Genomic DNA, 25,427 nt, shown 5'->3' with positions numbered 1-25,427 from the left:
TTCTGTCCTCGTAGTGCTCCAGTGTAAATCTTGAAAGGTTCAACCTTTTCCAACAAAAGATTACCTCATTACTACTATTTCTTAATCTTTTGTTCCGGTTTTTTAAACGTTGATGTTACACCATAACGGAGAGGGCAGAAATAACCTGAAGAAGCGTAGCGTTCGCCTTTATCTCCGAATTTTACCCTTATAGAAGGGAATCAAAAAAATTCGGAGATAACAGCGATCGGAAGGTTGTTCTGCCATCGGAGTGCTCGAGTGTGACTTTGAACGTGCAAATAGCCTGCAACAAAAGATTACCTCTCACCCATTTCCGTCAGCACCGTTGGCTGATAGCCGTTGCGGCGGTTCCAGAACCACATGATGCCAAAACCAACAGCACCAATCAGGGAGAAGAATACTCCGATCTTATACATCACTTCAGCACCGAAGCTCTGGAACAGCCAACCGCCGAACAGGCCGGCAATGACACCGGATATGCCGCCCCAGGCCATCGTATACACGGCCTGACCAGACGAGCGGTACGGCCTTGGAATGAACAGCATCGTCAGCTGGGTCCCGACATAGAAATATCCGCCGAATGTAATGGAATGCATGAGCTGGATGAATACAATCTCTAACGGATTGTTCGCCAGGGCCATGAGCTGCCAGCGGATGGCGAACAGCAGACTGATCCATATCAGCGATGCGAGAAGCATGCTCATTTTACGCTTGAGAAAACGGTCCAGGAGCAGGAACACACCGACTTCAAGTATGGATGATGAGAAGATGGCCCAGCCAACCATCTGTTTATCGCCACCCATCTCAACGATGTACAATGACATGAATGTACTGTTCATGGCGTTGGGTACGGAAACTAGCACACCAAGCCCGATAAAGATCATAAAGTACGGATTAAACATGACTCTACCGAAACGTCGAAAGCTCACTACAGGTGTATCTGAAGCGATCGGCTGTCTGGGTAAGAGCAAGGCAAAGATAAAGGCAATGACGATCATGAAGGCAAAGACAATTGATACACTGCCCGCACCCAGGCGGTCGATGAGCGGCCCGGCAGCTGCAGCAGTCAGAGCCCAGCCCAGCGATCCCCAAAGCCGAAACGTACCAAATTTCTGAGTAGTTCCATCAATATAACCGAGAATCAGGCTGTTGGTTTGAGCAAACAAAGGACTTTGAAAAAAATAAAAAAAGATCATGGCTGTATAGATCCAAGCATACGTAGGCGCATAGAATACGGTCTGAGCAAGCACAAAGGTGCCGCCCATCATCATCATCAATATAATACGAATATTGCGTGATTTATCGCTCCAGAAGCCCCAGAACGGATTAGCGAACAAGGATACAAACGGACCAATCGCCATCAGACTGCCAATCTCCAATTTGGTCATGCCGATTTCCTGCAAATACAACTGAAGAAAACCGGCGAAGATTGAAATGGCTCCATAAATGAAAAAGTTATATAGTTTCAGCGAAACCAAAGAGGGGTTGCCTCTTCCGGGTGCAGATCTGTCCAATAGAGCCATTCCTTTCAGAATCATATTCTTCAATGTATCATTTGTTGAAAGGGTATTCAATGTATAGAATACGTTTATAGAACGAGGAGGATGACTGTGAGCACAATAGAATGGACAGGTATTATATTGGCAGGCGGCTTATCCCGCCGTATGGGTTCCAATAAAGCATTATTGGAATGGAATGGTTCCAGCGTGCTGGAACAGGTCATCCAAGCGATGACACCGGCTGTGAATCGTATTATTGTTTCCTCAGGAAACAACACGACAGCATACAACGCATTGCCTTACGACTGCGTTCAGGATGATTACCCGGGGAAAGGGCCGCTCGCAGGACTACATGCCGCGCTGGAAGCCTCAGAGACGGACTGGAACCTCGTTTGTGCCTGTGATATGCCGCTGTTAGAGCTATCCTTTTTCAAAGGCATGAAGAGGCTCACTGAGTCTTCTCAAGAGCATCATGCGATCGTTCCGCGATTAGCAGAGCGGGTTCATCCGCTTGCGGGTGCTTACCATAAACGTGTTCTTCCCGAACTTGAACAGCGCTTAATAGGTGACAGACTAAGAGTAACTGAGTGGCTTGAAAAGATGGGCTGCCGATATGTCGACGTGGACGAGCTGGAAAGCGCTGGCGTCCATGATGTGGCAATTCAGCTGAGCAATATGAATACCCCGGAAGACTATGAGTTTATTCGTAATCGATAGGACGGCCTGACCATGAGTTCATTCATCATCACATTTAACATCTAGCCAATCTCTTATACCTATCTCATTCCAAAGTGGTCCCCGAACTCTGGTGCACTGGACCCGATTCGTTAGATATATCCTGAACCGCGTTGCGATACTGAAGTGGGCTCTGGCCAGTCCATCGCTTGAACTGCCGACTGAAGTGCGACAGATGAGTATAGCCCAGCTTCCATGCAATTTCACTCAAAGAGAGCTTCGGCTGTTCAATTAATACTTTGGCTTCCTGCAGCTTCAGGCTGGACAGATAGGCCCGTGGAGATTGTCCGTACACCTTGCGGAAGATCTGCAGCCCATATCCTGGACTGATGCCAAACGAGGATATGATCTGCTCCACTTTGACGGTGGATACATTGCCCTCCTTGATTCGCAGCTGCGTATGGAATGCTTGTTTGATGGCTTCTGCGATGGCCCCTGCATAATGCATGGCTGCTGGAGCTGGGGCATTAGGCGAAGCTTCAGACGGGTTGGACAACGGTTCACGATCCGCAGCCTGGGACAGCAGGGCAAATAGTTCAAACATGCGTGCCTGCATTATAAATTTGTCTGTGGAAGTGTATGCCTCCGATGTCCTGATCATGTTCATCCAGTTCTCCAGGACGGGACGCATTTGCATGTTATCTGTAGTGCCTGCCTCATAGATTCGGCTGTGATGGGACATCAGCTTCAGAGTAAATACAGGATCATCCACATTAAAATGAGCGCTGAAATACGTCATACCCTCCGGTGATACACATTGGTTTGTATGCTTGAATCCTGGTGGAATGAGCAGAATGGAACCTTCCTCAACCGTATAGGTATACCCGTGAATCACGCTCTCCTGAGTACCCTTTATAATCAGCATCATTTCAAAGCCCGGATGGGACTCCTCAGGCATCGCCCAACCGTATGGAACTTGTTGGCTGTGCGCTCCATAGAATTTAATGTTACAGTCGATAATAGGCAGCCAGTGAGCCATTGTATGATGTGGCATTTCTCGAAGCTGTGATCGGATATCCATGAGATTCACCTCGGAAAAGGGTAAAAACTACTCGCTTTGTACAATCGGCACCCATAGTATACTTCATTATAATCAGTTTAACGGCAACGTTGGAAATCGTAGGACGGGTGAGCGTTTGAACTGATGGCTAAGCATCTAATGTACTTCAATAGATATTAATGTAAACGTTATCATTTATCAATTGAATTATTTCATTTTGTATAAATGCCAAGAGCTCCATACTTCCAGATGAAAAGGGGATTTTAACATGGACAAGTTATTATACGGGGTAGCCTATTATGATGAATATATGCCTTACGAGCGATTGGACAAGGATATTCAGATGATGAAGGATGCGGGCATTAATGTTGTACGGATTGCGGAATCCACCTGGAGTACGCATGAACCGCAGAGTGGCGTCTTCGACTTCTCCTCCGTAGATCGTGTACTGGATGCCATGCACGCAGCGGGCATTCAGGTCATCGTAGGAACCCCTACGTATGCTGTTCCGACGTGGATGGTCAAGGAGCACCCGGAGGTTCTGGCAACGACCGTGCAGGGACCCGGGAAATATGGTGCGCGGCAAATTATGGACATTACACATCCAACATACCTGTTCTATGCGGAACGCATCATTCGCAAGCTGATATCCCGTGTCAGCAAACACCCTGCCGTGATTGGCTATCAGACGGATAACGAAACGAAGCATTACAACACCGCTGGGGATAATGTACAATTGCAATTCGTCAAATATATGCGTAACAAGTTCAGCTCACTGGATGATCTGAACAAGGAATTTGGCCTGGATTATTGGAGTAACCGAATCAATAGCTGGGAGGACTTCCCTTCAGTTGTCGGGACGATCAATGGCAGTCTCGGAGCGGAATTTGCCAAATTCCAGCGCCAGCTGGTAACCGATTTTCTAGCGTGGCAGGTCGGGATTGTAAATGAGTATAAACAGGAAGGGCAGTTTGTTACTCAGAACTTTGACTTCGATTGGCGTGGATATTCGTACGGCATTCAGGGGGATGTGGATCATTTTGCCGCATCTAAACCTTTTGACATCACCAGTGTGGACATCTATCATCCGTCGCAGGATGAGCTGACAGGCATTGAGATTTCATTCGGCGGTGACGTCGCGCGCTCCACCAAACAATCGAACTACCTCGTATTGGAAACGGAAGCACAGGCATTCTGGCACTGGGTTCCCTATCCGGGACAGCTGCGCCTTCAGGCATTTAGCCACCTGGCCTCTGGAGCCAACATGGTCGCCTATTGGCACTGGCATTCCTTGCATAATTCGTTCGAGACGTATTGGAAAGGATTGCTAAGCCATGATTTTGAGCCGAATCCAGTATACAACGAGGCCAAGACGATTGGCCGGGATTTTGCCAGACTCAGCCCACAGCTGGTGAATTTGAAGAAAACAAATCGGGTAGCAGTGCTGTTCAGCAATGAGGCATTGACGTCGATCAAGTGGTTCGGGTTTAATTTTACCAGTGACAAAAAATACAATGACGTTGTGCGCTGGATGTATGACGAATTATACAAAATGAACATAGGCTGTGATCTGATTGATCCGTCTGTTGAGAGTTATGAAGGTTATGATGTGATTGTTGTGCCTGCTTTGTACGCAGCTTCCGATGCCTTGCTAGAGAGGCTGAATCAATTTGTACAGGATGGTGGGCATGTCGTTTACTCCTTTAAGAGCGGGTTCGCCAATGAACACATTAAGGTCCGCTCTACCCGCCAGCCTGGACTGATCAGTGAGGCTTGTGGCATCACTTACAACCTGTTCGTTGAGCCGAAAAATGTGTCGCTGCGAGATGATCCGTTCGAGGTTGGAGAGGAACAGAATCAGATTCACACTTGGATGGAGCTCATTACACCAACAACCGCTGAAGTACTGGCCTGGTACGAACATCCACACTGGGGTGAATATGCGGCAATCACCCAGAATGCCTATGGCAAGGGCAAAGCAACGTACGTTGGATGTTATACCAGCTCCGCGGTGATCCGCAAAGTGCTGGAGCGTGTTATGAAGGAAGCCGGGCTATGGGTAACTGATCAGGAATTGGCTTTTCCAATCATCGTGAAGAGCGGAGTGAATGAGCAAGGCAATACGATTCGGTACTTCTTTAACTACTCCGATCAGGCGACTTCGTTCGTGAATGCCTACGGAGACGGAACGGAACTTCTGGCAGGAACAGCGGTGTCCGGAGGGCACAACATTGAACTGGAACCGTGGGGGTTCTGCATTATTGAGCAATAATGGGAAATCATAAATGAATTGACAAGTCTGTTTTCAATGATTATAAAAAGAATACCAAGACCAAAGCGCCCTCGGCTTCATGCTGGGGCGTTTATCTTATTTTAGCTCATAGCTCAGGAGTGGATGCCTCGTGTTTACCGAATTATATCGGAAGCTTATTGATCCGTTCAAACGCAGCATTCGCAACAAATTAATCCTCACCATGACGTTTCTGGCCATTCTGCCCGTCATCGCCATGACGGTTGTAGCGGCCGAGAATACCCGCTCTTCCATGGAAGAAGAGATTATGGAAACCAACCGTGCGAATATGAATTGGGCCTCTATCTATTTGGGTGAACAATTCGCGCGGATGAACAATCTCATCTATTCCATTCAGATCAGTGATGAGCTGCATCAATACTTGGCATTGAATCAGGATGCTCCGGCTGCCAGTCGATTCGATGAACAGAAGGCGGTGTTCAACATGCTGAACAGTGTCTATTATTCGGCTGGCAACTATGTATTTGGTGTGGAATTATACCTGAAGGAATTGGATACGCTGTTCACCTTCAACTCGATGGAAAGCCGAATCCGATCGGTCCCGGACATTCCTTCGGCATATCATGAGCTTTTTGAGCAGCATAAGGACTTTACGATTATTAATGATCCGAATGATGCGGAGAAGTTTCATATGACCCGCAGCATGAACCGTTTCGAGGATCAGGCGCAGATCGGCGCGATCAGTCTGGAAGTCAAGTGGGCCGAATTCAATCAGACGCTGGAATTGCTGGACAGCCGGGGCGATTATGCGGTGTACATCGCGGATAGTACGGGAAGTCCGGTCTATCAGCCCAACAAGGAGATACGGCCTTCAGCAGAAGCGCTGGAAAGACTTGCAGCTACGAAGGACAGTTCCGGTTTCATTCGAACAGCCAAGGAATATGTATTTTATCATGCCATTGACCCGTCAGGAATGCGGCTGATCAAAATTGTTCCTTCCCATGTCATCAATGAGAGTGCATTGGAAACGATGAAGTATGGTCTTGTTGTGGGCGGGTTGGCTACCGTAGTTTCGGTGTTGTTGGCAGCATTCGTGGCATGGCGAACATCCAAACCGATTGTTACACTGGCGAATTCCATGAAGGGCATCCAACTGATCAAGGACAAGGAAGTGGTGCGCAGTGGTCGGGTGGATGAGATTGGCCTGCTGGAGAAAAATCTGCATGGTATGGCAAGTCGCATCCGGGAACATATCCGGGACAACTATCTGATGAATCTGGAGAAACAGACTGCTGAGCTCAAAGCGCTTCAGTCCCAGATTCACCCGCATTTCCTGCAAAATACGTTGCAGATGATTGGAGGCATGGTGTACTCACAGAAGCCGGCAGACAGCTACAAAGTGATTCGTGCATTAAGTGAGATGTTCCGTTATATTGTCAGAGCGCCGGATGGTCTCGTGCCATTGCAGTCCGAATTGGATCAACTGGAGCATTATATGCTCATCCAGAAGCAGCGTTTTGCCAGCAGACTTGAATATAAACTGGAGATTGAAGGCGGGCTGGGTGACTGCTACATTCCCAAGTTGTCCCTGCAGCCGATTGTGGAGAATGCATTTGTCCATGGTCTGGAGAGAAAGCAGGGAGAGTGGAAATTGAACATTGAAGTTGTCCGACGGGATTATGAAGTAACCATCCGCATTTCCGATAATGGGTTGGGTATGGATCAAGAGAGGTTGGCCGAGATGCAATCCAGATTGTCCAAGCTGTCCCAGCAAGGGGACAGAGTATGGAGCTCGGGGACAAGCATTGGACTGGTCAATGCCGCATCACGCATCGTGATGCACTTTGGGCCTGAATACGGCATGAACATGGAGAGTGGGGAAGGACAGGGGACCAGTGTCACTGTTCGAATTCCTTGCCATACAGGAGGCGAGATCTCATGAACAAGGATTATTATCGAGTGGTTTTAGTGGACGACGAGCCATGGAACAGAGATATTTTGCGCAATTTGGGCACGTGGGATGAGCTTGGCATGGTGGTTGTAGGTGAAGCCGAGGATGGCGGAGAGGCGATACAGCTAGTAGAGCAGCACCAACCCCATATTATTATTACAGATATGCGTATGCCGGGTAGAGACGGCGTGGAGCTGCTCCAGACGCTGAGCGCACAATATCCGCATATCAAAGTGATTGTGGTCAGTGGATATGATGATTTCAATTATGCGAAGCATGCGATTCATCACCGTGCCGCTGATTATCTGCTCAAGCCGGTGAATCCCGATGAATTGAATAACGTTCTGGCTAAATGTAAACGGGAATTGGAAAAGACCGAATCCGGACCGGAATCCTGGGAACCGTATCCTTCGGCTTTTTCCGGGGAATTCTCGCTGTTCCAGCATCAGGCACGCCTGCGTTTTAACGACTTGAACGTTCAGGGATTACGGGAGCTGTTTCAACAGCTGGGGCAACGGCTCGATACCAGTGGCATTCAAAGACCCCAACAGCTTGGACGGATCGCATATGAATTACAGACCCTGTTGGGTGAGCTGTGTGTTTCCAATGGTTTATGCGAGCAACCTGTCGCGGCTGTGCTTCCGCCGCCGGCTGCTCTGGCGTCCATCGGATCAGCTGTGGAGTGGGTATCCGCGCCTTACTATACTTCGTTGGAGCAGCTGATTGCGCAGCGCAAATTCAAGAACAAGCTCAACCTGGATGAGGTGAAGCAATATATTGAGCAGCACTGCATGGAGATGATTACGCTGGAGCAGCTGGCTCAGATCTTTTTTGTCAGCAAAGAATATCTCAGCAAGGTGTTCAAAAAAGAATACGGCGTGAATGTGACCGATTATATCGTACAGTTACGCATGGCAAGAGCGAAGGAATGGGTGCTGGATGATCAGATTCCATTCAAACATATTGCCGAGATGACAGGTTATGAGGATGTATCGTACTTTTACCGGGTATTCAAGAAACACTTCGGCGTTTCCCCTGGCGAGATGCGGAAGGGACAGCCTCGTATGTCAGGTAACAGCCCCGAATAATTCATTCCCAGAGAGTTGGTTACTGGATTAAGGTTTAAAATAATCCAATAAACGAGTCTAATTTTGTCCAATGAAGCGCTTTCATTTCGTGATATATAATGATCCTATGAAAGACAAACCAGTTACACCGGGAGGTCATAAGAGATGAAAGTATGGAAAAGCGTAGCAAGTGCGGTACTTGTGAGTGTTCTGCTCGCAGGCTGCGGCTCCAATGCGGGTACGGATGGTTCGACGGAGGGAGCTGCATCAGGCAGTACGGTATCCCTCAAAGTATTCATTGCACAGCCGCGGCTGAAAGAACATTACGATAAATATATAGAACAGTTCAAAGCCAAGGAGAAAGCCGAAAAAAATATTGAAGTCAACGTGCAGCTGGAGATGCCGCCAGCAGATAATGCGCCGCAGATTCTGAAAACACGACTGGCCTCCAATGATGCGCCGGACGTGTTCGCCCTTCATGCGGTGAATGAGATTCCACCGTTTAGCAAAGCGGGTTATCTGGAAGACCTTTCGGGTCAGCCTTTTGTCGATAAATTACTTGATTCTGTTAAACCTTCCGTAACGGATGCGTCGGGTAAAGTCGTGGCTGTTCCTTTGGAAACGTTATCCTGGGGATACCTGTACAATAAGGATATTTTCAAAGAGCAGGGGATAGAGGTACCTACGACTTTGACGGAAATGAAAGCGGTCGTGGAGAAGCTGAAAGCAGCCAACATCACACCGTTTGAACTGTCGTACAAAGAAGCCTGGATTCCACAACTCTTCCTGCCACTTACCGTAGGTGCACTGACTCAGTCAGAACACAAGGACTTCTTGGATAAGATGAATCAGGATCAAGGTTCCTTCTCGGATATGAAAGCATTGTTCGACATCTTCGATCTCGTCAATGCCAATGGAACAGAGAAAGCGCTTGAAGTGGGCGGCGATGATGGTTCGGCAGCCTTCGCAACAGGCAAAGCAGCAATGTGGATTCAGGGACCATGGTTCGCAGAGACCATCCTGAAGTCCAACCCGGACATCAACTTCGGCGTAGCTCCACTGCCGATCAATGACAATCCGGATGATACCAAAATCAATCTGAGCACATCGACGTCACTGGCCGTATCTTCCTCCAGCAAAAACAAGGAAGTGGCACTCGACTTCGTAAACTATGTTCTCGATGACAAGGATTCAAGTGCATTCTATGAAGCACTGAAATTCAATCCGGTTGCCAAAATTCATGACTTCAAAAGCTTCCCATGGGTAGACGATGCCCTGAAATATGTTAACGAAGGCAAAGCGTATCAGGATCCATCCATTCCTCAAGCGGTTAAGGATGAATCAGGCAAAGCACTGCAAGGTTACTACTCCGGACAACTGGATCAGCAGCAGGTGATTGATGCGCTAGACAAGGCGTGGAAATCCTACAACAAAGTCAACAAGTAAGCAGATGAAACGGCTGGGCAGAACGGTCATCGTTCCCCCGTTTACACGAGTCTGCTTAGAGTGAAAAGGGGGAGAACCAATGGCTACGAATGTGTTCAAGAAGTATCTGTCGCTGCTCGCGTTCACTGCGCCTGCCTTTGTCATCTATGCCATTTTCCTGCTGTATCCCACATTTAGCGGTTTGTTCTACAGCTTGACGGACTGGAATGGTCTAAACCGGGATTACAGCTTTATCGGTCTGGGGAACTTCGTGGAACTGTTCAAGGAAGATCCCGACTTTCTGAATTCCCTGTGGTTCACGCTGAAATATGTGGTGTTTATGCTTATTCTGCAAAACGGGATTGCCTTGCTGCTCGCCGTGTTCATTGAAACACGGACGCGCAGCAAGGGGTTATTCCGGACCCTGTTCTTCATGCCGAACATGATCAGTACGATCATCAGCGCTTTTATGTGGACATTCATCTTCTCCCAGGTGCTGCCGCAGCTGGCTGAGAAACTGACCGTGTCCTTTCTGGATCAGCAGTGGCTGGGTGATCCTAAATTTTCATTCTACTCCATCCTAATCGTATCGCTCTGGAATGGTGTGGGGTATATGATGATCATCTATCTGGCAGCACTCCAGGGTGTACCGAAAAGTCTGAAGGAAGCGGCAGTTATCGATGGAGCCAACGCGTTCCAGGTACTACGTAATGTCGTATTGCCGATGATTACGCATGCCGTGACGATCTGTTTCTTCCTGACACTGAACGGAGCCTTCAAAGTATTTGAAGTCGTTTACGGTCTGACAGGTGGCGGTCCGGGAAGAGCCACTCAGGTCATTACGATGAATATCTATGAAGAGGCATTCTCCAACAATTTTAGATACGGATATGCCAGTGCCAAGTCGGTTGTGTTATTCGTCATCGTGCTCATCTTCACGCTCATTCAGATTACGGTGATGAAGAAGAAAGAGGTGGAAGCATGAGGATGCAACGAATTAACAGCTATCTGATTCGACTGCTGCTGGTGCTAGGCTCCCTCGTCGCAATGCTGCCAATCTACATGGCGATTGTGAACTCATTCAAAACACAAGGCGAAATGTTTCAGTCCTTTATTGCGCTCCCTACGACATTTCACTGGGAAAACTATTCGGATGCGTTTAACAAAATCAACCTGCTGGGCAGCTCCTTGAATTCGGCAATCGTATCCTTCCTGGGCATCGGCGGTATCGTATTCTGCGCTTCATTGGCCGGATACAAGCTGTCGCGTACCTCGGGCAGATTGAGCAACCTGATTTTCTTCCTGTTCGTGGCTTCCATGCTCGTACCTTTTCACTCGATCATGATTCCGCTGACACGGGTTGCCAAAGGACTTCACGTCCAAGGAAGCACATACGGCCTGGCCCTGATCTATATCGGACTTGGTGTGAACATGGCGATCTTCCTGTATCACGGGTTTGTTAAGTCCATCCCGCGTGAATTGGAAGAGTCGGCACAGATGGATGGATGTAATGAGTTCCAGACGTTCTTTCAGATTATTTTTCCACTGTTGCTGCCAATTACAGTCACCATCGCCATCTTGGACTTCCTGTGGATCTGGAATGACTTCCTGCTGCCACTGCTCATGCTGACGGATGTGAATCGTTATACGCTGATTCTGTCCACCAACATGCTGTTTGGCGAATACAACAAGGAATGGCCGCTAATTCTGTCTTCTCTGGTACTTACCGCGATCCCGGTGGTTCTCATTTATGCGTTCTTCCAAAAGTTCATCATGGAGGGTATTGCAGAGGGTGCGGTAAAAGGATAAGGACAACCTGCGACCTGGACTTATCTGTCTCATTTATACTAAAACTCAAACAAACCGCCTTGATCTGAGGGATGTCATTCCTTCGGGTCAAGGCGGTTTTTTCATTGCATTCATTTCATCATGTTATCTGTTTTTTGACTGCCTGTGCCAGCAAGTAAAGACCTTGCTCCATCTCATCCGGTGAAGCATAGGCGTAGGACAGACGGATGTGGTCTGCATCCAGGCGGTCATAGAGATAACCCGGATGAATCAGCACTTGCTTGTCCAGACAGGCATGGAACAGTTCGCGAATGGAGAGTGGGTCAACCGTAAATCGGAGCCAGATATAAAAGCCCCCGGCTGGTATGCTCCACTCGGCAAGTGCACTGAAATGGCGTTGCAGAAGATCAAGCATGAACTCTCTGCGTCTACCAAGTTCTGGTCGTAGACGATCCATATGCTGCGCATGGTATCCATCGGCAAACCAGAGCGCAGCAGCCTCTTGAGCGAGGGAGCTGGTGCCATAATCCGTCTGCATCTTGATGTCTGCGAGGCGACGGATGACCGGCTCCGGACCAACCAGCCAGCCGAGGCGCAGACCGGGGCTGACCGCTTTGGACAGGGTGCCCATATGAAGCACCCGTCCTTCCTTGTCGCGCGCCTTCAGCGATGGCGGCGGGGGTTCGTCCAGCCACAGGTCGCTGTAGGCGGCATCCTCCAATATGGAGATGCCGGTGTTCCGCGCTGTGGCGAGCAGCTCTTCCCGGCGGCTGTCACTCATGACAGAGCCGGTAGGATTGTGGAAGCTCGGAATCGTATAGAGCAGCGAGATGCGGTCTTTGTTGGTTGCATTCTGGACGGCATCTTCCAGACGTGGAATGTGCAATCCCTCGGCATCCATCGGAATGCCGCTCATTTTCAACCCGGCCGATTGAAAGGCATGAATGGAGTACAGATAGGATGGCTTCTCCAGCAGGACCGCCGATCCGCGGGGCAGGAGTCCAACTGAAATAAGGTGCAGCGCCTGGAGAGAGCCGGATACGATCAGAATGGAGTCAGGGGAGGCTTGCACGCCACTTGCTTGCAAGTAAACGGACAAAGCCTGTCGGAGCTCCAGACTACCCTGAGGTTCAAGGTAGTTTAGTGTACGAGAACGACGGGATAGAGCATGGAGGATGTCGTTAAAAGCCTGCTGGGGCATCAGCTCAGGGGCAAGCTCACCTGTTCCAAGCCTGATAATGCCTGGCTGGAACTCAGCCCGGTTAATCTGCTGTACCTCTGGCAGATTGGGGTAATACCAGCCCTCTTCGATGGCTTCCTCCCAGTTGGGCAGGGCTCCGTGAGCCAGCGCATGCCAGCCGGAGCCGGAGACATAGGTTCCGCCGCCATGTCTGCCTTCAATCATGCCTGCGGCGGCCAGATTTTCCAATGCAGTGACCAGCGTGCTGCGGTTCACACCCATGGATTGAGCCAATGTCCGTTGTGAAGGAAGCCGGTAGCCTGCTGTCCATTCCCCGGCCGTAATTTTCTCGCGGATGTAGAGCTCAATCTGTCGGTAAAGAGGTAAGGAATGGGAGGGGTCCGGCTTCCAGCCACCTCCAAGTCGAGTATCGGAGCGATTCATGTGCAGGTTGGCCTCCTTTAGGGAATGAGTGATGTTATTCCGTTTACTCTTATTTTGAACACTATATCATTTGGTTGGGTTCAATGCCATCCAAGTGGTTGGTTACGTCTGGCGTTATCCCATTTAATATGGAGACATATATGAGGGGGGTGAACGATGGGTGTAATTATTCACGCGGTGGTGCTGGCGTTTGGCCTGATCTTGCCACTCGGTGTACAAAATGTATTTATTTTTAATCAGGGCATGAGTCAGCGAAGTTATGCGCGGGCGCTGCCAGCGATACTAACTGCAGGATTCAGTGATACGTTGTTAATTGGTGCAGCGGTCGGAGGGGTATCCCTCATCTTGCTGCAATGGCCGCTGCTGGCGACTGTATTGTATGCAGGAGGGAGTCTATTTTTGCTCTATATGGCATGGAGCATTTGGAGGTCATCCGGGCCTGCGAATGGTTCAGCAGCAGTGCTGTCTGCGGGACGCCAAATTGCCTTTGCTGCTTCCGTTTCCTTGCTTAATCCGCATGCCTTGCTGGACACGGTGGCCGTGATCGGCACCAGTTCACTTCAGTATGATGGACAGGCACGCATTTATTTTGCCATAACGGCGGCCGCGGTATCATGGGTTTGGTTTCTGGGGCTTGCAGGTGCAGGCAGACTTATTGGGAGAACAGATCGTACGGGGCAGGTCAGTGTTTTCTTCAATCGGTTGTCCGCTGTGGTCATGGTCGGCATGGCGGGCATGATGCTGTGGAAGCTGGCCTTCTCGTAAAAATAGAAAAGAAACCCCATACGTTGCACGTGTGGGGATTGTCGTATGCTGGCCTTATATTTAATGCGCCAAAAAAAGAGTCTTCTATATTATTCCGCCTTTAACAGCATGGATTCAATGAATGCTTTGAGATCCTTGGATGCATTGTTCAGTTGATCAATCACCTCGCTGAACTCGGTGACGAGCTCGGCTTGCTGGTTGCTGGATTGAGCGATGGATGTAATCTCCTGTTCCATCTGACGAATGGAATGCTGTACTTCTTTTAAGGAATGTTCAATGTTCACTGTTGCCTCTTTGATACCGGTCGATAATTTGCGTACCTCGGTAGCAACGACGCCAAATCCGGCTCCAGCTTCTCCTGCTCGTGCCGCCTCAATGGCAGCATTCAGACCCAGCAGGTTCGTCTGCTCCGAAATTTCACGAATGAAGGAAGCGACCTTGGTGACTTCACTGGAGTTTTGCACAGCTATCCGTGTGTTGTCCAAAATTTGCGAAGATGATGCGGTCAGCTGCTGGGATTGGGCAGCTACGGTCTGTACCATTTCCGTCAATCTGCCACTGATGCCGCCAATCAGTTCAGTGAGATGCTCCAGTTGTTCCTCGTTTTTGAGTGAAAATCCAATTGCGAGGGCACCGACAATATGGCCTGTTTCATCGCGAAGCGGGGTGGCCGCCGAATTGATAGGTGTACCATAAAACTTGGCATCGATACGATTGGCTGAAGTCTCACCCTCTATGAGTGCCCGGCGCAGAGTAGGATCGTCCAGCGAGATGGGATCTCCGGCCTGAATGCCCAGATCGAGATCTTCGCTTCGTACATAATACCGGAACTGCTCCATATCGGTAACAGCAATCATCAAATCATTTTCCTTAAGCATGATTTTAAAATACGGGCTTGCTGCCACAAGTGCTTCAACAATATTCAATCGAATCAACTCCTATTTATGAGTACGTGTAATCTTGATGTATGGTATATACATCGTCTCAATTGCAGCATTCCTGAAGGCCCGGCAGGGCATGGAGAGATTAATTTTATTTTAATGTTGGAATCAGCTAGATTGGATGGATAATGCTATATAAGTTCAATTATTGAATATTTCACTATGCTTCCGATGCAGCTTTCTTTCAGAAAGCTTTTAGGCGAACGCTTCGCTTCTTCAGGTTATTTCTGTCCTCTCCGTTATAGTGTAATGTCTAGTTGGACATATATAGAAAAAAGATAAATACATAATCCAAAAAGCTGCTGAAGACAGAACGTCCTCAGCAGCTTTTGGTTCAACGGTGATTGTTACAATCATGAATTAAATCGCTCTGATGCACATAAATATGGATGTGTTGCCCGCCAGATAACGCTTGTTTATCCGCCGATTTGGGACATGCGTCGTACCGTCGGCGTATGACTTTGCATTTTTTGCTCCAATGCCAGTGCCATTTCATGGTTCTTCGGTTTAGTGCCAAGAGCCTTGAGAAAGAGTGCTGCCATGGCATCGGGATCATCTACGAAGCGGCGAACATTGTATTCATCCGACCAGTACAAACAAGCTTTGATATGCCCGTCTGCTGTAAGGCGGAGACGGTTGCAGTTGTCACAGAAGTGGTCACTCACCGGATGAATTAATCCGAATGTACCTTGTGAACCGGCAATTTTCATATTCCGAGATGGACCATTCCCTGCCGGACCCGCTGTACTTTCCACCGTCCAACCTGCTTCTGCACATACATCCGTAACAGCCTCCAGCGGCAAGTACGATTTGCGCCATGAATCGGAAGCCTGCCCAATCGGCATGTATTCAATGAAGCGCACATGCAGTGGCTGATCTATGGTCATGGCAATGAAATCCTTAATCTCATCATCATTGATGCCTTTCATTAAGACGACATTCAGCTTGATCGGAGCAAGTCCAACGGCCTTGGCAGCTTCAATGCCTTTCAGCACCTTGTTTACATCCCCGCCGCGAGTAATCATGGAGAAACGGCTCGCCTGCAGGGAATCCAGACTGATGTTAATCCGGTTCAGTCCGGCGTCTTTCAGAGCTCGCGCCTGTTTGTCCAGCAACAATGCATTGGTCGTCAAAGCAATATCTTCAATCCCGTCAATGGCCGAGATCATACTTACGAGTCTATGCAGATCTTTCCGTACCAGCGGTTCGCCTCCGGTCAGGCGGACTTTGCGCATTCCCATAGGAGCTAACACTTTGAGCACCTGGGCGATTTCCTCATAACTCATAATTTGGTCATGCGGGGCAAATTCCATGCCTTCCTCGGGCATACAGTACACACAACGCAAATTACAGCGGTCCGTAACCGAAATACGGATGTAGTCATGTATTCTGCCAAAAGAATCCTGGAGCATTTCCATGCAGACCATCCTTTCATTGATTCAGATTGGAAAGCTTCTATATAAAATGAACCGACAAGGTCTAAACGAACAGTTGCATCAAATTTTAGCTATTTCTCCAATCCGCGTCAATGATGACGTCAGGTAATCGCGTTTTTATCGGGATGAGTCAGCTGGAATTGTCCAACAAGTTGTTGCAAAAAGACCGTGATGGCTTCTACATTGTGCGATGAGTGCTGAACGTGGAGCATGTCGTTAATTAGTTCAATCATCTCGGCTTCTACCTCGGAAGATGTGGAACGGTTATTGTGGCTGATCGCGGCGATATTCTCCATCAACACCACTACCTGATCCACAACCTGTGTCCGTTGGGGTTCATCAGCTGTAGCACTTTGGAGTAAACGTGAAGCGGCCTGAACGAGCGTGGTTCCCTCAGCAAGCACCTGATCACCTTCCTTAATGGATTGCGAGGCTGCTCTTGCCGCTACAGAGATATTATCCAGAATCTGATGAATATCTTCGGTGGAGGAACGGGATAGTTCGGCCAGCTTGCGAATTTCACCGGCAACCACGGCGAATCCGCGTCCATGTTCGCCGACATGGGCTGCTTCAATGGAAGCATTCAGTGCGAGCAGGTTCGTCTGTGCCGAAATTTCATCAATGACAGCAAGTGCGCGGTAGATGTCCTGCATGGTCGCCATAAAGGACAGAATCGTATGATTGGTGTCGGATACGGCTCCCGAGATCTGGGTCATTTTATCACCGATGCGTTCCACTTCCTGGCGAGCAACGTCAATTTGCTCTGTGGCAGACACTTCAAGCTGCTGCAGGGTGAGGCGCATTTCGTCGGCAGCTACTTTGGCCTGATCCAGATCCTCAAGCTGTTTGCGTATCCCCTGAATCATGGAGCCAAGTTTGAGATTTACACGTTCGGTCGTCCCCTGTGTAGTCTCCGTTGATGCCCGCATTTGGTGCTGGTTGTTCATTACATCCACGGTGGCAAGCTGTACCTTGAGCATGATTCCTTCAAGAGAGTCGATCATGTTGTTGATCCATTTTGCCAGTTCACCTGATTCATCCTGGGCAAAAGCGGATGTATCCAGACGCTGGGTCAAATCCCCCTTGCCTTCGGCGTTGATTCGAATAAATCGGCTAATGCGGCGCAAATCCTCATGAACCCGTCGAACTTGTTTTCGTTGCAGTTGGTTTGCAGTCAGGAATCCATAAATGACATTGAAGGCAGCGATAGCTGCTGCGCTCCATGCGCTTCCAGTTAGCGCATATACAAGTGCCGCTCCCGCAATGCCTGACAACAGGATGTACAGGCTGTGCTGCTTGAATTGACGCCACCCTATGCTGCGTATCCGATACACTTCCTCCAGATCGCCCTCACACATCATGCCCCACAGATCTGGACAGTGGGGAAGCTGGAACGTGATGCCTTTGCCAATAACCGAAATATGTCGATAATCCGAATAGCCCGGGTAAGCTACAAACAGATTGGAGCCATTGCGAATGGTATTTGCTACACCGGGATGCAGATCGTTGGTGGAAGGATCAGTAAACATGAGCTCCAATTCGGTATGTTCATTAACGGATACAACGCCCCATTCGGTGGTTACACCGTCTTTCAGATTCTCCCCATGGGTGAACGTATGATCCTCGAAGCGGCTGCGGGACAAGGCGGTTCCGGGCTGTAGTTCCGGGCGCAATCTTGATTCGGCCATGAAGAGATAATTGTCCCCGGAATCGGGGTAGATGTGGCCTGATTCTCGCTGGATCAGATCTCCCAATACATCATTTGGCACACGATTGCACAGGGAGCCGATGCAGCGGCCATTTTCCATGATGGGTACGATAAACATCAAGGTTACATCATCGTGAAAAGTGGAAGAACGGGGTCCGATTTCTAGTGTGAGTGGATCAGAATAGGGGCCATACAGACACTTCTGACCGCTGCCATTTGCTTGGGTATAACGCAGCCCGGGACCCATCAAAGCCCAATCTTCGTAGACTTGTCCAATATGTTTCTTGTATGTAGAAAATACAACCTGGTTTTGCTCGTTCAGCATAAAAAGCTCAGTACTATCAGAAGCGCGAGTATAGCTTGCTGCGAACCATACGTCCAATGCCTTTAGATCTTCCGTGCCTTGCAGCACACCCTGCGGCTGAACGGACCGTACTTGCTGAAGCAATCGGTCCAGATGATTCCATTGCTCCTCAGCCCAATCCATCAAAAGCTGCCGCCTAGTCTCCGCGATCCCTTCAAAGATTTCCTCCACATCCTGCTGAATAGCTGCATTCAATCGATACGACCGCCACAGCGGCCACCCTTTTCTCCATCCCAACCAATCAAACATACGGACCACCCCGCTTTCTGATTTTAAAATTCCTTTGCGAAACTGTGCGGAAACGCGATTTTCCAGCCAGTATGGGCGATGGACCGGAATGGATGAGACCGCCTTCATATTCCGAAGCCAGACACCGTATCGAACGGGATTTCACGTCCTTCTATATAAGCATTTTGTATCAATCCAAAGAGTTGAATGGAATGATACAAAAAGCTGTTATCAATGTTTATACAAGAAAATCAACAAGAATACGAGGGTATATGTCATATTTTCCGAATATTTATCCAATAAATGCAAATGATTATGCGTCTTTGTTTGGAGAGGGTTTTTCTGTGTTCATGTGTTACCAAGGTAAATGTAAAACACCCCTTAGCCGGATATCAGAATGTACAAATCATTCTAATGTGGACTAAGGGGTGTTCTAAGTTAGAAGCTCATCTTAATTCTGAATGGTGATCTAATTCGATCAACAGAAGGTGTCGATTAATCTTCGATTCTTTTCTTTTTGAACTTCATCAGGAACTCATACACGATTGGCACGATAACCAGCGTCAGCAGCGTGGAGCTGATCAGACCGCCGATTACGGTAATGCCGAGACCTTTCGAGATGATCCCTGCGCTTTCTTCGAGTCCTGTAACCAGTGGCAGCAAGGCACCAATGGTAGCCAGAGCTGTCATCAGAATTGGACGCAGACGTGTTGCACCGGCTTCCAGCAAGGCTTCACGGGTTGGCATGCCCTCTTTTTCCTTGTGAATAACACGGTCGATCAGGACGATGGCATTGGTGACCACGATCCCGATAAGCATTAGTCCACCCATCATGGCAGATACATCAAGCGTACCGCCAGCCACGAACAGGCCGACCATAATACCAATGACGGTAAACGGCAGGGAGAACAGGATGGCGAATGGCGCCAGTCCGCCGCCGAATGTAACAACGAGCACAAAGTATACAATCGCAATGGCTGCTACCATCGCAAGTCCAAGTTGGGTAAACGTGTCATTGATTTGTTCAGTTGTACCGCCAAACTTCACTTCAACACCATCAGGCAGATCGAGCTTATCGATGTTCGCCTGCAAGTTGGATGAAGCTTTCTGCACATCGGATGCCAAAATGTTGGCTGACACTTGAACGACAACTTTGCCGTCAATACGCATGATGGAGTTCGGCGAGGTGCCTTCTTCCACTTTGGCTACATCTTTGATAGGTACTTCGATGCCGAGCGGCGAAGTCACTTTTTCGTTTTCAATATCAGCAATGCTGTTGAATGACTTTTTGTCTGTCTCTACATATACTTTATACGTTTTGTTGTCGATATCCACTTCCGTGAGCACAGGACGTTCCCGCGCAGGGCTAAGCGCCATGGCCAGTTGGCCTGCAGTCAGACCCAGCGAGCTCAGTTTCTCCTGATCCGCGACGAGCGTGTACTGCCCGTAGGTATCGGAGAGTGTAGTGTCCGCTTTTTCAAAGGATTCGGTATCTGCTTCAACCAGTTTCAGGATTTCATCCGAAACAGGTTTGATCTGATCTACATTGTCACCATAGATAGAAAGGCTCAAGCTGCTGCCTCCCAGACCCCCGGACATGTCAAGCTCGCTCCAGGTTCCTACAGTAACTTCCTTCTTCAGACCTTCCACAAGCTGTTCTTTCACTTGGGTGAAATCTTTCGTATCTTCGTTGTATTCAATATAGAACAGGGCAGAGTTGGAGCTTCCGCCACCCATGCTGCTCAGTGGATTACTTCCGCCGATAGAATATTGCATTTTCTCCAGACCCGGCTGTGTCAGCAACCACTTCTCAGCTACAAGCGCTTCTTTCTCAACGTCTTCACGCAAAGCTCCAGTTTCCGGGCTGTACGTAATGGTCACATATTTATCCTGTTGTTCCGGCAGGAAACTTGCACCGATGAACGGGTACAGGAACAAACTGCCGACCAGCAGCAATACAGCGACGCCGACCGTAATGAGTTTGTGTGACAATGTCCAGTTCAGAAGGCGTTTGTAACCTTCTGCCATCTTGCCTGGTTTTTCATCATGATTCTTTTTGTTCTTCAGACCTTTACGGAACAACGTGTGTGCCAGCATAGGTACAATCGTAACAGCCACAATCAGGGATGCCAGCAAGGCAAAGACCATGGTCAGGGCAAATGGCATGAACAGCTCACCGACCATACCACTCACCAGTGCGAGCGGCAGGAATACCGCAATGGTTACGATCGTGGAAGAAAGGATCGGAATGAACATTTCCCGGGTGGCTTCCCGGATCAAATCACGGCCTTTGAGTTTTTCTCCCTGGAGTGTCAGTCTGCGATAGATATTCTCGATAACGACAATGGAGTCATCGACAACCCGTCCAATCGCAACCGTCATGGCACCCAGTGTCATCATGTTCAGTGTAATGTCCATCATATTCAGTGCTGTCAATGCAATGAGCAAGGAGAGCGGGATGGAAATAATAGAAATAATGGTGGAACGAATATCACGCAGGAACAACAGAATGATCAAAATGGCGAACAAAGCACCAAACATCGCTTTGAACAACATCGTGTTTACGGAGTCCTGGATCGGTTTACCTTGGTCTAGCAAAACAGTCAACTCGGCGTTTTTGAACTGCGTCTGCAACTCTTCCGCTTTGTCTTTAACCGCTTTGACGACATCAACCGTGTTGGCATCATTGGACTTGACGATGGAAATCCCGATGGATTCCTTACCGTCTGTCCGGGAAATGGATTCCGCCTGACCAATGACTTCAATTTTGGCGATCTCGCTTAATTTAACCGTTGGAATTCCAGGTGCGTTAGCGGCAGCAGTGCTACCCACACTGGCATTTCCGCCAGCGGTTTGTCCTGCAGCCTGGTCAGAACCTTGTGCAGAACCTTGAGCTGCTCCGCCAGCTTGTGCGTCGGCGCCTTGTGGTGCTGTGGCCGAACCACTGCCTGCTCCCGCACCGCTTGGTATAACCGGAATGGCGAGATTTTTCAGATCATCCAGATCGATGATATTGCCGTCAACAACAACAGCTTTCTGTGCTTTATCCAGTTCGAACAGTCCCAGTGGTACACGGACAGAAGAACCTTGAACGATGCCGTTGACTGTGTCTTCAGTCAAGCCTAGTTCATTCATTTTTTTCTGGTCAAACTTCAGTTGAACTTCCTTGACATACTGACCGGATACTTGAACTTGAGCTACACCGTCAATATCTTCGAGTGCAGGCTGGATATCCGTTTCAACCAGTCGAGTCAGTTGTTCCAGATCGCCGCCGTCCTTGTCGGACAAGCTGAGCGAGACAACCGGGAAGGAGTTGATACTGAATTTGGAGATGGTTGGTTTCTGTACGCCGTCAGGCAGCTGCACCTCATTCAGTGCTTCGCGTACCGCTGCGGTAGCGTTGTTCAGATCGGTACCATAATCAAATTCGAGAGTAATGGAAGAGGCATTCTCCATGGAGGTGGAGGTGAGTGTCTTAATTCCCTCTACATTTCTTAAGGTCTGTTCCAATGGCTTGGTGACATCCTCCACAATACCTTCCGGAGCAGCCCCTGGGTCAATGGCCGTAACATTCAGGAATGGCACATTGATGTTTGGAATGGTCTCCTGTTTCATCGTCAGTCCGCTGTACAAACCGGCGAAGGAAACGATGATGGTCAGAATCCAGATCGCAAACTTGTTGTTCAGTGAAAAATTGATAATCCCTTTCATACGGTGGTTTCTTCTCCTCTCTGTTCTCCCTGTATTTCTTTATTGTTGTGACGAGTCAGCCTGGATAAACCGGCTATACATGGCATCCATAATGTGCTGAAGCTCGGAGTGCAATGGCTGGATGATAGGAATATGATCCAGATTGTGCATCATGCCCAGAATAATGGCACGTCGCGGTGTGAATTCCATCATTTCCTGTCTCAGGATGGCGATGGTCTCCAGCGCATCGTTGCGCACCTGCCCTGGAGGCATATCCGAAGTGATGATATCCTTCATCTGTTTGATGATGTGAATGGGATGACGCATCACTGTGGAATCTGTATCTGAATCGCTGCTCCATGCGTGCCAATGTTCCAAAGGAACCAAAGGAGCAGGGCGTTGATTTAGCAATCCGCGAGCTGCATAATCGATCGTTTGCAGCATGTTGCTTGCCATCTTGGATACGGTAAGGGAAGGCATTTCCGTAAACCAGATTTTGACGTAGGAGAGGAACAGACCATGTGTAAGCAAAATAAGGTCTATGGTATAGGGTTCAATCTCCGGTCCGTACAGATCCTCCAGTTTGTCCTTGAACCAGTGCAGGGTACGGATCTTCAAATCCTTGTGCTGCGGGTTGCACTTTTCCTTGCGATGCTGCTCTTCATCCATCATCATGCTGCGCATTTGCACGCGTAAAAATTCCTTCAGCTCGGATACATGGACAAGCAGTGTTTCAATCTGCTTATGCAGACGTTCTCTTGAAGTGAGCCCAGTTTCATGTTCAATCTGGGACATTTCATCCATGAGTGTGAATATGCAGTACTCCATCGTACTGGCCTCTAATTCCTCTTTGGATTTGAACATAAGGTAGAGGCTGCCTTTCGACATCCCGCATATCTCTGCAATCTCCTGCATCGAAGTTGCAGCACTGCCTTTGGCTGAGAACAGCTTGAGTGCTGTGGTAATAATGAGCTTTTTCTTCTCATTCATTTCATGGATAGGGTTCATTAACGATACATTCACCTCACCTGCGGAACTTACGAGTTCTTGAATTGACTTTAGAGTCAAACCAAGTATAAACGATATGGACAATGGAATTCAAATGGGAGAGAAATGGAAAAAGAAGAGGGGATAACATAAGGGGTCTGGAGCATATTTCCCGCGTCACATAGACAAGGTAGTAGCTGATAACGAGCGACGATATGTTCATTGCAATAGGTATGATAATCACGAGTATCAAGGTTGGACGAGCAGAATAAGTATGATGAGTTGCAAGTGATCTATTTCAGGCTCCGCCCTTAAAAACATAAATAGCTAGAAGAATAATGGCTACAAGAGCAATCAGATAAAAGGCTCCCACAGCGACCAAGAATATGTATCCGGTAAAAGAACCCATGCGCGCGAACCATTTCTTCATCATCAAGACATCCTTTCATACGTAACAGAGTGTAGGGTGGTTTCCTATTTACATCATATCCCAAAAAGACGACTTCCTGAATGAAGTCGTCTTTTTTAATCATTAATTTATATGAGATTATTGAAGTGAAGTTAACAATCGCTGATAACGGAGAGTGCGAAGTCGATAACTTTTACGTAATCAGTTTCAATCCAATTGCCGCTACCAAAATCATGGCTATAAACAGCAGTCGCTTGGCTTCCTTCCGCTCACCGAACAGGAACATACCTGTTAGCGTACTGCCCACCGTGCCGATTCCAGTCCATACCGCATACGCTGTGCCCATGGGAATAGAAGTCATCGCATAGGATAACAGAGAGAAGCTGATCACGAAGGATACGAGCATGAGCACGATATAAGGCCAGCCCTTCCGGGAAGAAGCACCATTAATGCCGATGACACCAAAAATTTCACATATGCCTGCACCCACAATTGCTATCCAAGCCATTATGCTTCACCTCCTTTTGCCGATTGTTGATCTGTGACCAGTTTCAGTCCGACCACACCACATAGCAACAGGCCGATGAGCAAAACCTTGGCAAGCGAGAATGCTTCACCAAATAGCAGCATTTCGGTGAGTACCGTACCTGCGGTACCAATCCCCGTAAATACGGCATACACTGTGCCCACAGGCAATCTTTTGGAAGCAGCAATGATTAATCCAAAGCTGAGGATGATGGCCAGGGCCGTCAAAGCCCATTCCCACACATTGGAGGCGTGTTTCAGCCCACTTACCCATACAATCTCAATGAGTCCTCCGATAAATACATATAACCAGTTGCGGTTCATGATGATGAATCTCCTTTCGGCACAACGGACCGTGCCTCTTGTATCAGATGATGAATGCCATGCCAGTAGACAGGCCAGGAAGCTTCAATCCGTCTTCTGTATCGACGTGAACTTCCATAGATAATCTCAACTGTGATGCCATCGAGAAAAGTCATAAAAGCAATCGCAGCTTGTTCCGCCGGAACAGCCTGTAGTTCTCCTTTGCGCGTCGCCCTTTGCAGCAGCCGTGACAGTGACCTCTCCATACCGTCCAGAAACGGGTACACCATATCCATGACTTCACTGTATAGCGAAAGCGGCGGGAAGTAGCACATACGCAGCATAAAGCGGGCAGAAGCGTTACAGTTATACTCTTGCTCAAACCATATCAGCAAACCCTTCAACCTTTGCTCCAGAGGGAGATCGGCGTGATCACGGAAGTATTCCAGCGTTCGACGCTGAACATCCTTGAACGCATGCGCAAGGGTGTGCAAAAACAGGTCATCCTTGCCGCTGAAATGTGCATATATGGACGGTTTTTTAATCCCGACTTCGTCAGCAATAGCTCTTAAGGAGGCCCCTTCATATCCATCTCTTGCAAAATGGAACAGGGCTGCATCCCGAATCGAATGTGCAGTCATTAATATCACCTTCCTAACGGTCGTTAGGTAACCTATATTTTCACATTTTACATTCGCTGTCAAGGCACAAAAAACGCCTGCACGATAGTG

At 48.5% G+C, this 25,427-nt stretch carries 20 protein-coding genes; 8 read left to right on the top strand and 12 right to left on the bottom strand.

The features are described 5' to 3' along the window. Positions 1-296 precede the first annotated feature (296 nt). On the bottom strand, positions 297-1,523 hold the full coding sequence (locus tag P364_RS0124960) for an MFS transporter (protein WP_024632767.1): 1,227 nt from the start codon (positions 1,521-1,523) through the stop codon (positions 297-299). An 87-nt stretch (positions 1,524-1,610) separates the two neighbouring features. Between P364_RS0124960 and mobA the strand changes: the two genes are divergently transcribed. Continuing rightward, positions 1,611-2,216 carry a molybdenum cofactor guanylyltransferase gene (gene mobA, locus P364_RS0124955; protein WP_024632766.1) on the top strand — a complete coding sequence of 202 codons (606 nt, stop codon included), beginning with the start codon at positions 1,611-1,613 and terminating at the stop codon, positions 2,214-2,216. 64 nt (positions 2,217-2,280) lie between these two features. Here the strand turns inward: mobA and P364_RS0124950 are convergent, their stop codons facing one another. Then, positions 2,281-3,255, bottom strand: a complete 975-nt coding sequence (locus tag P364_RS0124950; protein WP_024632765.1) for a helix-turn-helix domain-containing protein — start codon at positions 3,253-3,255, stop codon at positions 2,281-2,283. 247 nt (positions 3,256-3,502) lie between these two features. Here P364_RS0124950 and P364_RS0124945 point away from each other — a divergent pair, with 247 nt between their 5' ends. From P364_RS0124945 to P364_RS0124920, 6 genes are all read left to right on the top strand, one after another. Next, positions 3,503-5,506: a beta-galactosidase gene (locus tag P364_RS0124945; protein ID WP_024632764.1), complete on the top strand. Its 2,004-nt coding sequence runs from the start codon at positions 3,503-3,505 to the stop codon at positions 5,504-5,506. Positions 5,507-5,636: 130 nt separating this feature from the next. Then, positions 5,637-7,427: a sensor histidine kinase gene (locus P364_RS0124940; protein WP_024632763.1), complete on the top strand. Its 1,791-nt coding sequence runs from the start codon at positions 5,637-5,639 to the stop codon at positions 7,425-7,427. Further along, positions 7,424-8,524 (top strand): response regulator, encoded by a 1,101-nt coding sequence (locus P364_RS0124935; protein ID WP_024632762.1) that lies wholly within the window; start codon positions 7,424-7,426, stop codon positions 8,522-8,524. Before P364_RS0124940 ends, P364_RS0124935 begins: the two co-directional genes overlap by 4 nt. 144 nt (positions 8,525-8,668) lie before the next feature. Then, positions 8,669-9,949 (top strand): ABC transporter substrate-binding protein, encoded by a 1,281-nt coding sequence (locus P364_RS0124930; protein WP_024632761.1) that lies wholly within the window; start codon positions 8,669-8,671, stop codon positions 9,947-9,949. A gap of 79 nt (positions 9,950-10,028) precedes the next feature. Then, on the top strand, positions 10,029-10,913 hold the full coding sequence (locus P364_RS0124925; protein ID WP_024632760.1) for a carbohydrate ABC transporter permease: 885 nt from the start codon (positions 10,029-10,031) through the stop codon (positions 10,911-10,913). Continuing rightward, positions 10,910-11,737 carry a carbohydrate ABC transporter permease gene (locus P364_RS0124920; RefSeq protein WP_024632759.1) on the top strand — a complete coding sequence of 276 codons (828 nt, stop codon included), beginning with the start codon at positions 10,910-10,912 and terminating at the stop codon, positions 11,735-11,737. The genes P364_RS0124925 and P364_RS0124920 overlap by 4 nt, the downstream gene beginning before the upstream one ends. Before the next feature lie 118 nt (positions 11,738-11,855). On the opposite strand, the gene P364_RS0124915 is transcribed toward P364_RS0124920, so the two are convergent. Continuing rightward, positions 11,856-13,340, bottom strand: a complete 1,485-nt coding sequence (locus P364_RS0124915) for an aminotransferase-like domain-containing protein (protein WP_024632758.1) — start codon at positions 13,338-13,340, stop codon at positions 11,856-11,858. A 156-nt stretch (positions 13,341-13,496) separates the two neighbouring features. On the opposite strand from P364_RS0124915, the gene P364_RS0124910 reads away from it, so the two are divergent. Beyond that, complete coding sequence (locus P364_RS0124910; protein ID WP_024632757.1) at positions 13,497-14,105, top strand: LysE/ArgO family amino acid transporter; 609 nt, start codon at positions 13,497-13,499, stop codon at positions 14,103-14,105. An 89-nt stretch (positions 14,106-14,194) separates the two neighbouring features. On the opposite strand, the gene P364_RS38635 is transcribed toward P364_RS0124910, so the two are convergent. The 9 genes from P364_RS38635 to P364_RS0124860 form a co-directional block, all read right to left on the bottom strand. Beyond that, on the bottom strand, positions 14,195-15,031 hold the full coding sequence (locus P364_RS38635; RefSeq protein WP_024632756.1) for a methyl-accepting chemotaxis protein: 837 nt from the start codon (positions 15,029-15,031) through the stop codon (positions 14,195-14,197). A gap of 431 nt (positions 15,032-15,462) precedes the next feature. After that, positions 15,463-16,464, bottom strand: coding sequence for a GTP 3',8-cyclase MoaA (gene moaA / locus P364_RS0124900; RefSeq protein ID WP_024632755.1), 1,002 nt, complete (start codon positions 16,462-16,464; stop codon positions 15,463-15,465). Between the two features lie 119 nt (positions 16,465-16,583). Beyond that, complete coding sequence (locus tag P364_RS0124890) at positions 16,584-18,803, bottom strand: methyl-accepting chemotaxis protein (protein ID WP_024632754.1); 2,220 nt, start codon at positions 18,801-18,803, stop codon at positions 16,584-16,586. A 474-nt stretch (positions 18,804-19,277) separates the two neighbouring features. Continuing rightward, positions 19,278-22,493, bottom strand: a complete 3,216-nt coding sequence (locus tag P364_RS0124885) for an efflux RND transporter permease subunit (protein ID WP_024632753.1) — start codon at positions 22,491-22,493, stop codon at positions 19,278-19,280. 39 nt (positions 22,494-22,532) lie between these two features. Beyond that, a complete protein-coding gene (locus tag P364_RS36345; RefSeq protein WP_024632752.1) occupies positions 22,533-23,480 on the bottom strand; it encodes a TetR/AcrR family transcriptional regulator in 948 nt (315 codons plus the stop codon). Positions 23,481-23,757: 277 nt separating this feature from the next. Continuing rightward, a complete protein-coding gene (locus tag P364_RS38525) occupies positions 23,758-23,892 on the bottom strand; it encodes a hypothetical protein (RefSeq protein ID WP_268870906.1) in 135 nt (44 codons plus the stop codon). A 169-nt stretch (positions 23,893-24,061) separates the two neighbouring features. Next, the gene (locus tag P364_RS0124870; protein WP_024632751.1) at positions 24,062-24,376 is read right to left on the bottom strand and encodes a DMT family transporter; all 315 of its coding nucleotides are present in this window, start codon (positions 24,374-24,376) and stop codon (positions 24,062-24,064) included. After that, positions 24,376-24,717 (bottom strand): DMT family transporter, encoded by a 342-nt coding sequence (locus P364_RS0124865; RefSeq protein WP_024632750.1) that lies wholly within the window; start codon positions 24,715-24,717, stop codon positions 24,376-24,378. Before P364_RS0124865 ends, P364_RS0124870 begins: the two co-directional genes overlap by 1 nt. Next, positions 24,714-25,337 carry a TetR/AcrR family transcriptional regulator gene (locus P364_RS0124860; protein WP_024632749.1) on the bottom strand — a complete coding sequence of 208 codons (624 nt, stop codon included), beginning with the start codon at positions 25,335-25,337 and terminating at the stop codon, positions 24,714-24,716. The genes P364_RS0124865 and P364_RS0124860 overlap by 4 nt, the downstream gene beginning before the upstream one ends. Positions 25,338-25,427: the final 90 nt, after the last annotated feature.

Source organism: Paenibacillus sp. MAEPY2, assembly GCF_000499205.1.
GTDB classification, from domain to species: Bacteria; Bacillota; Bacilli; order Paenibacillales; family Paenibacillaceae; genus Paenibacillus; species Paenibacillus vandeheii.
The sequence above is the reverse complement of the archived record's forward strand: the minus strand, read 5'-3'. Positions and strand labels throughout refer to the sequence as shown.